3 protein-coding genes and 2 pseudogenes are annotated in these 6081 nt (G+C 53.7%); 2 read left to right on the top strand and 3 right to left on the bottom strand.

Annotated features, from left to right (window positions below):
- Both BBW68_RS00480 and dcuR read left to right on the top strand, forming a co-directional pair.
- Positions 1 to 506, top strand: a 506-nt coding sequence (locus BBW68_RS00480) for an IS3 family transposase (protein WP_245675182.1), incomplete at its 5' end; no start/stop codon positions are given.
- A 180-nt stretch (positions 507 to 686) separates the two neighbouring features.
- Positions 687 to 1340: pseudogene (dcuR, locus tag BBW68_RS00485) on the top strand (two-component system response regulator DcuR); the annotation flags it as partial.
- Here dcuR and BBW68_RS00490 read toward each other — a convergent pair.
- The 3 genes and pseudogenes from BBW68_RS00490 to BBW68_RS15230 form a co-directional block, all read right to left on the bottom strand.
- Positions 1321 to 2289: an FAD:protein FMN transferase gene (locus BBW68_RS00490; protein WP_070133555.1), complete on the bottom strand. Its 969-nt coding sequence runs from the start codon at positions 2287 to 2289 to the stop codon at positions 1321 to 1323. The pseudogene dcuR and the gene BBW68_RS00490 overlap by 20 nt on opposite strands.
- A 113-nt stretch (positions 2290 to 2402) precedes the next feature.
- Positions 2403 to 5180: a flavocytochrome c gene (locus BBW68_RS00495; protein ID WP_070133554.1), complete on the bottom strand. Its 2778-nt coding sequence runs from the start codon at positions 5178 to 5180 to the stop codon at positions 2403 to 2405.
- Between the two features lie 238 nt (positions 5181 to 5418).
- Positions 5419 to 6050: pseudogene (locus BBW68_RS15230) on the bottom strand (IS1 family transposase).
- Between the last annotated feature and the right edge of the window lie 31 nt (positions 6051 to 6081).

The following is a 6081-nucleotide window of genomic DNA, read 5'->3' on the forward strand; positions in this document are numbered from 1 at the left end:
GTATAAAGCGGAGCGCCGGTCATGCAAACACCCGAAGCGGCGCAGCAGCGCCGCTCACGCCACAGGCGTGCTACGTTCTCGATCTCTTCTCACGTCGGGTTATAGGCTGGAGCATGGGAGGACGAATGACCGCTGAGTTAGTGATGGATGCATTATTGATGGCGGTATGGCGACGTAAACCGACAGCAGAAGTATTAATCCATTCAGATCAAGGCTCTCAATATACCAGTGAAAGGTGCCAGCATTTTATGGTATCTCACAATTTGAAAAGCAGCATGAGTCGTCGGGGTAATTGCCATGATAACGCGGTGGCAGAAAGCTTTTTCCAGTTGCTAAAACGGGAACGTATAAAGAAACGGATCTATAAAAACAGGAAAGAAGCGAAGGCGGATATCTTTGATTATGTGGAGAGGTTTTATAATGCTAAACGCCGCCACAGTGCCTGTGAGGATCAACCCCCTGCAGTTTATGAAAGCGCCTGGTTCATGAGGCACGGAACCGTCTAGGAAACTAGGGTCTATTCAAAGACCCGCTGTGGTTAGCCATCAGTTTGTTCCTTTTAAGATAATTGTCTGATGAACCATTACTTGACCAGATAAGCCGATGGCGCTCACCATCCTGCCAAATTTACACCGCGTCCCAAGACGCTACTACTGTGTTGCGTTTCGAGTGGGAATCAGGGCGAACAATTACCCGGTTTTCACTGCTGTGATGTAGCCTCAACCCTGCAACGGGCGCGGGATCAGGTGTTGGACCCGAAATTCGCCATCGATCTGATTTTGCTGGATGTGTATATGCAGCAGGATAACGGGCTGGACCTGCTGCCGGTGCTGCGCGAAGCGGGCCGCGCCATCGATGTAATTGTTATCTCCTCCGCCGCCGATGCCGTTACCATCAAGCAGTCGTTGCACCACGGCGTGGTAGATTATCTGATTAAGCCTTTCCAGTTTGCCCGCTTCGAAGAGGTGCTAACCGGCTGGGAGCAGAAGAAGACGCTGATGGATAATCATCAGTTCTACGAGCAGGCCGACGTTGATCAGCTGATCCACGGCAATCATGCCGCCGCGGAAGATCCGAAGCGCCTGCCGAAGGGGTTAACGCCGCAGACGTTGCGCACCCTGTGCCTGTGGATTGATGTGCACCCCACTGAAGAGTTTTCCACAGACGATCTGGCGACAGCGGTGAATATTTCACACGTTTCTTGCCGTAAGTATCTGATCTGGCTGGCGCAGGTAAATATTCTGTTTACCAGCATTTACTACGGTGCCACCGGCCGCCCGGTGTACCACTACCGCCTGCAGGCGAAACACAGCGCTCTGCTCAAGCAGTACTGCCAGTAAGCCGGTAGCGGGTATTGGACAGCGTAAATCGGAACTGGCGCTGCGATGAGCAGATCACCTGACTATCGCGGGTAACAAAGATGGCCTCAATCTGCGGGTAACCGGAAAGGTAGGCGAGGCCTTGTTCGACGCCCATGCCATACATCAGAGTGGTCCAGATATCACCGTCGATCGAGTTTTCACAAACAATCGTTACGCTCAGCAGCTCGTTATCCAGCGGATAGCCGGTCTGCGGGTCGAGAATGTGATGGTATAAGCGCCCGTCCAGCTCGAAGTAGCGCTCGTAGATACCCGATGTCACCACCGATTTTCCCGCAATATTTATCGCGCCGATCAGCTCATCATCGCGGCCAAACGGCTGTTTCAGCCCAACGCCCCACGCCTGCCCGCCACTGTCACCCAGCGTCTGCACGTTCCCGCCGAGGTTAATCAGCGCGTGCTCTACCTGCTGCTGACGCAGATAGTCACGCACTACGTCGGCAATGTAGCCTTTAGCAATCGCGCCGAGATCCATTTCCATACCGAGCTGCTGCAGAAACACTGAACGCGCCCCAGCATCGAGGATCACCTGATGTGGATCGGCGAGCGCCAGCAGGCTATGCAGCTCGTCGGCGGGTGGCGTGCTGTTGCCGTGAAAGCCAATTTTCCAGCGTTTGACTAGCGGGCCGATGGTGCAGTTAAAGCTGCTGCCTGGCAGAACGCTGACCGCTCTGGCGCGGGAGATGAGATCAAATACCGGCTGACTGACCACCACCGGATGCAGCCCGGCGGCGTGGTTAATCGTCATCACTTCCGACTTGGTGTGATTAACGGTGAGCAGATTTTCCTGCTGTTTGATCAGCCGGAAGACGTTACGCGCCAAGGTTTCATTGTGGTCGAACAGCTTGAGCAGGATGGGCGAGCCCATCATCACGGCGGAATAGGTGTAAACGGCAGAGGCAGACGACATCATGATATCCATGTAGGGGCTGACCGCTTTTCTGGTCAGCCGGAAGAGTATGTTAAAAGGGGCAACCAAAACAGAAGTCGCCCCCCCTACGATATTTAAAACTTTCGCAACGATTACTGTTTTGCGTAGTTCGCCGCGTTACGCCCGGCCAGAATTCCGAAGATAATAATATCCGCTACCGCGTTACCGCCAATGCGGTTAGCACCGTGGATGCCGCCAACCACCTCACCCGCCGCCCACGCGCCGTAGATCGCCTGCTTCTGCGTATTGAGCACCGCAGTATCGGTGTTGATGGTGACACCGCCCATCGTGTGGTGGATCCCCGGGGCGATGCAGATAGCATAATAAGGCCCCTTGTTCAGCGGATGGCGCAGCGCGGTGATACGCCCGAAATCTTCATCCTTCTGCTGAGCGACAAACTCATTGTAGCGGCCCAGCGTGGTTTGCAGCGCTTCCTGATCCATATTCAGCTTCACTGCTAGTTCGTGCGAAGTCGGGGCACTAATCACAAACCCTTTGGCGATATATTCGTCGGCGGCTTTGTTGGCCGCACGCACCTGATCGTCAAAAATAATCCAAGCGCTTTTCTCCGGCAGTGCGATGATCTCCGCCGACACTTTGTCGCGCGTTTCCATCTCGTTATAAAAGCGCTGACCGGCCTGGCAGACCAGAATCGCCCCGCCGCCGCGAATCGCTTCGGAGACCAAGTAAGATGTGGTCTGCTCAACGGTGGGGTGGATCTGAATTTCGTCCATATCAACGGTATCTGCGCCAATCTGTTGCAGCAGTGCGATGCCGCTGCCAGTGGCGCCTTTATGATTGGTAGTCACAAAGCCGTCCAGCTCAGGGCGATATTTCACCACCATTTCGCGGTTAGCGCTGAAGCCGCCAGTGGCGACGATCACGCTTTTGGCGTTGAGAATGCGGCTGTCGTTGTACTCATCCACCACCTTCACGCCGCTCACCGCACCGTTTTCAAGCAGAATTTCGGCCACTGAGGTTTCCAGCAGCACCTCAATTTCACGCTGATTGACGTTTTTCACTAGGCCGCTAATCAGGAAGCCGCCGACCGCTGAGCGGTCCGCCGGACGGTGGGTACGGTCGATGCTCATGCCGCCGGTAATGGTGATGTCGTTGAGTTCAATGCCGTGGCCTGCCAGCCAGTCGATGGCTTCCGGGGCTAGATCGACAAACTCGCGCAGCAGTTCAGGATTGTTTTTAAACTTGCCGCCTTTCAGCGTCTCTTCATAGAAGAGCTCTTTACTGTCTTCGATGCCTTTCAGCTTCTGGAAACGGGTTTCCGCCGCATTCATTCCGACTGAGGCTTTGATGGTGTTGCCGCCGATGGTTGGCATCTTCTCAATAATCACCACATGTGCCCCGGCTTCAGAAGCCTGAATCGCCGCCGCTAGCCCTGCGCCACCACTGCCGACTACCACCACATCGTAGTTCTGCGGTGCCTGCGGGTTGCCGCCCTCTTCAATCACATGCTCTTTGCTGGAGGTGGTCAGCGCGCGGGAGACCGCTTTTTTCAATGCCTCACTCTGGGTGGTCGCCCCGGTGATCGCATCAACATGGGGGCTGTTAGCCACCAGCATGCGGGTACGCAGGCTCTCAAAGGTGGTGGTGAAGTCGACGTCCAGCGTGTCATCCGGCACCAAGGTGATATCAGTGATACGGTCGGTGTCGAGCACCACGTTGATGCGCAGCTTCAGCGCTTCTGCTTCCACTTTTTCCTGATAAACCCCGGCCTTGTATTTACGGCCTCCGGTGCTGACGTCGCGGATCATCGCATCAACCAGCGAGAAGCGCCACAGCGGTTCCGGGATGTTGAGCGCTTCACGCTGGGTACTGTCGATAAACAGCTCTAGGTGGTCATTTTTGATAATACGGTCCGCCCAGTCTGGGTAGGCAATGCAGGCTTTACCGACGGCAACTAAATCGAAGCCGTGCTCAAGCGCGGTTTCCGCATCTGCTTTATTCACCACGCCGCCGACGCCAATCACCGGCACTTTGGCCAGCGTCTCAGAGCGCTGCGCAAGGTATTTAGTGATTAAAGGAGTTGGGTCTTCGCGGTCGACAATCGACGGGCGCAGCAGCTGGCCGACGGAGAAGTGAACATAGTCGAGACCGCGCGCTGCCAGTTTTTCCAGCAGGTACAACGTGTCATCCCAGCGGATGCCCGGAACTTCCAGCTCTTCCGGCGAGAAGCGATAGCCGATAATAAAGGATGGCGCGGCAAAGCGTTGTGCCATTTTATGAGTGATCTCCAGCACTTCCAGCGGGAAACGCGCGCGCTTGTCGCGGCTGCCGCCCCACTTGTCGTCGCGCTGGCTGGAGTTTGGTGAGTAAAACTGCTGAATAAGATAGGTGTTAGCACCGTGGATTTCGACGCCGTCGAAGCCAGCTTTAATCGCACGGTTCACCGCATCACCGAACTTGGTGATCATCACCTCCACTTCTTCTGCCGTCAGCGCCTGCGGAGTGGTGGTGCCTTCACGCGGCGCGGCAATGGCGCTCGGTGCCACTGGGGTTCTGCCGCCAATCAGCTCTGGCTCCACCATGCGGCCGCCGTGGTAAATCTGCAGAATCGCTTTGGAACCTTTTGACTTGATCGCGTCCGCAATTTTGCTTAAACCGGAAATTTTGTTGTCGCTGTCGATGGCGATGGCACCTGGGAAGGCAGGGCCTTTCGAGTCGATAAAGCAGCATTCCACAATCACAGTACCAATGCTACCCGCGCGATCACGATAGTACTCAATCAGCTCGCTGGTCACCGTACCATCATAAAATCCGGTACAGGTGGTCATCGGTGCCATCAGCAGACGATTTTTCAGTACGGCGCCGTTAGGCAGAGTCAGCGGGTTAAGGATCGGGGTGATGGTATTCATTTAGTGAACTCCAAAATTTAAAAGTTTTAAATTCTTTGGTAACCGTTTTCTTATAATTATTCTGTGGTCCTATGTCATGAAACCAATATACCACTTTCTTTAGCTACAATAGTTATTTCTTTAGTTTTTTTTAACTTTCAAATAAATCGAGCCAATAAATCACGCAATGATTGGTCGTGACGCAGACTTAGTGGTAATGGTTAATTTTCAGAGACTATCCGATGGTCTTATTGTGCATTTATTCTAATTTTGAGAAACAGATAGTCTTGCGGGCTAACCACCTGAGATGGGTTCGCCAGTTAAGATTATGACGCTCTATCCGCTGGGTGTATTTTTTGCTTACAACATGGCTGGTTGAAGCCAGCAGTGTTCGGTATACCATCTAGAGGTCAGTCATGTAGAAAGCGAGCTTAAACTGGCTAAACAGTACAGGAAGATGATTTAAAGTCAGAGCATTACGAGGGCCAAATGCATGTACAGGGGCTCGCTTTCGGATGCGATTATAAGCATAAAATAACCATCGCTGATTGCCTTTGCACCGGACATATGACCACTGCTCATCGGCTTCACAGCAGATAACCACCTCTGCGCCAGGCTCTACGTTTTGCGCTACCTAGTGCGGCGTAAGTTTTTTGGATGACGAAGAACGGTATTGAGGCTTATCCGTAGAACCCGTGCTGTATCACGGCATCTGGAGCCGTTCATCGCCCTATCAACCATGGCCTGATGGGGTTCGGGTTTAGCGCCGTTGTAGCGACAGCTGAGCTGGAAGGTCTTCAGTCCCATTCCCACCCGAAACGCAACACAGCTACCCACTGGCCCGATCCGGATAAAATCTCTATTCTGGCGCAACTGGAGACCCTGTTGCATGCAGGGAAAATATCTCACTCAGAAAGAACGG

Origin of the sequence: Candidatus Erwinia dacicola (assembly GCF_001756855.1) — a bacterium.
In the GTDB taxonomy this organism is placed as follows: Bacteria; Pseudomonadota; Gammaproteobacteria; order Enterobacterales; family Enterobacteriaceae; genus Erwinia; species Erwinia dacicola.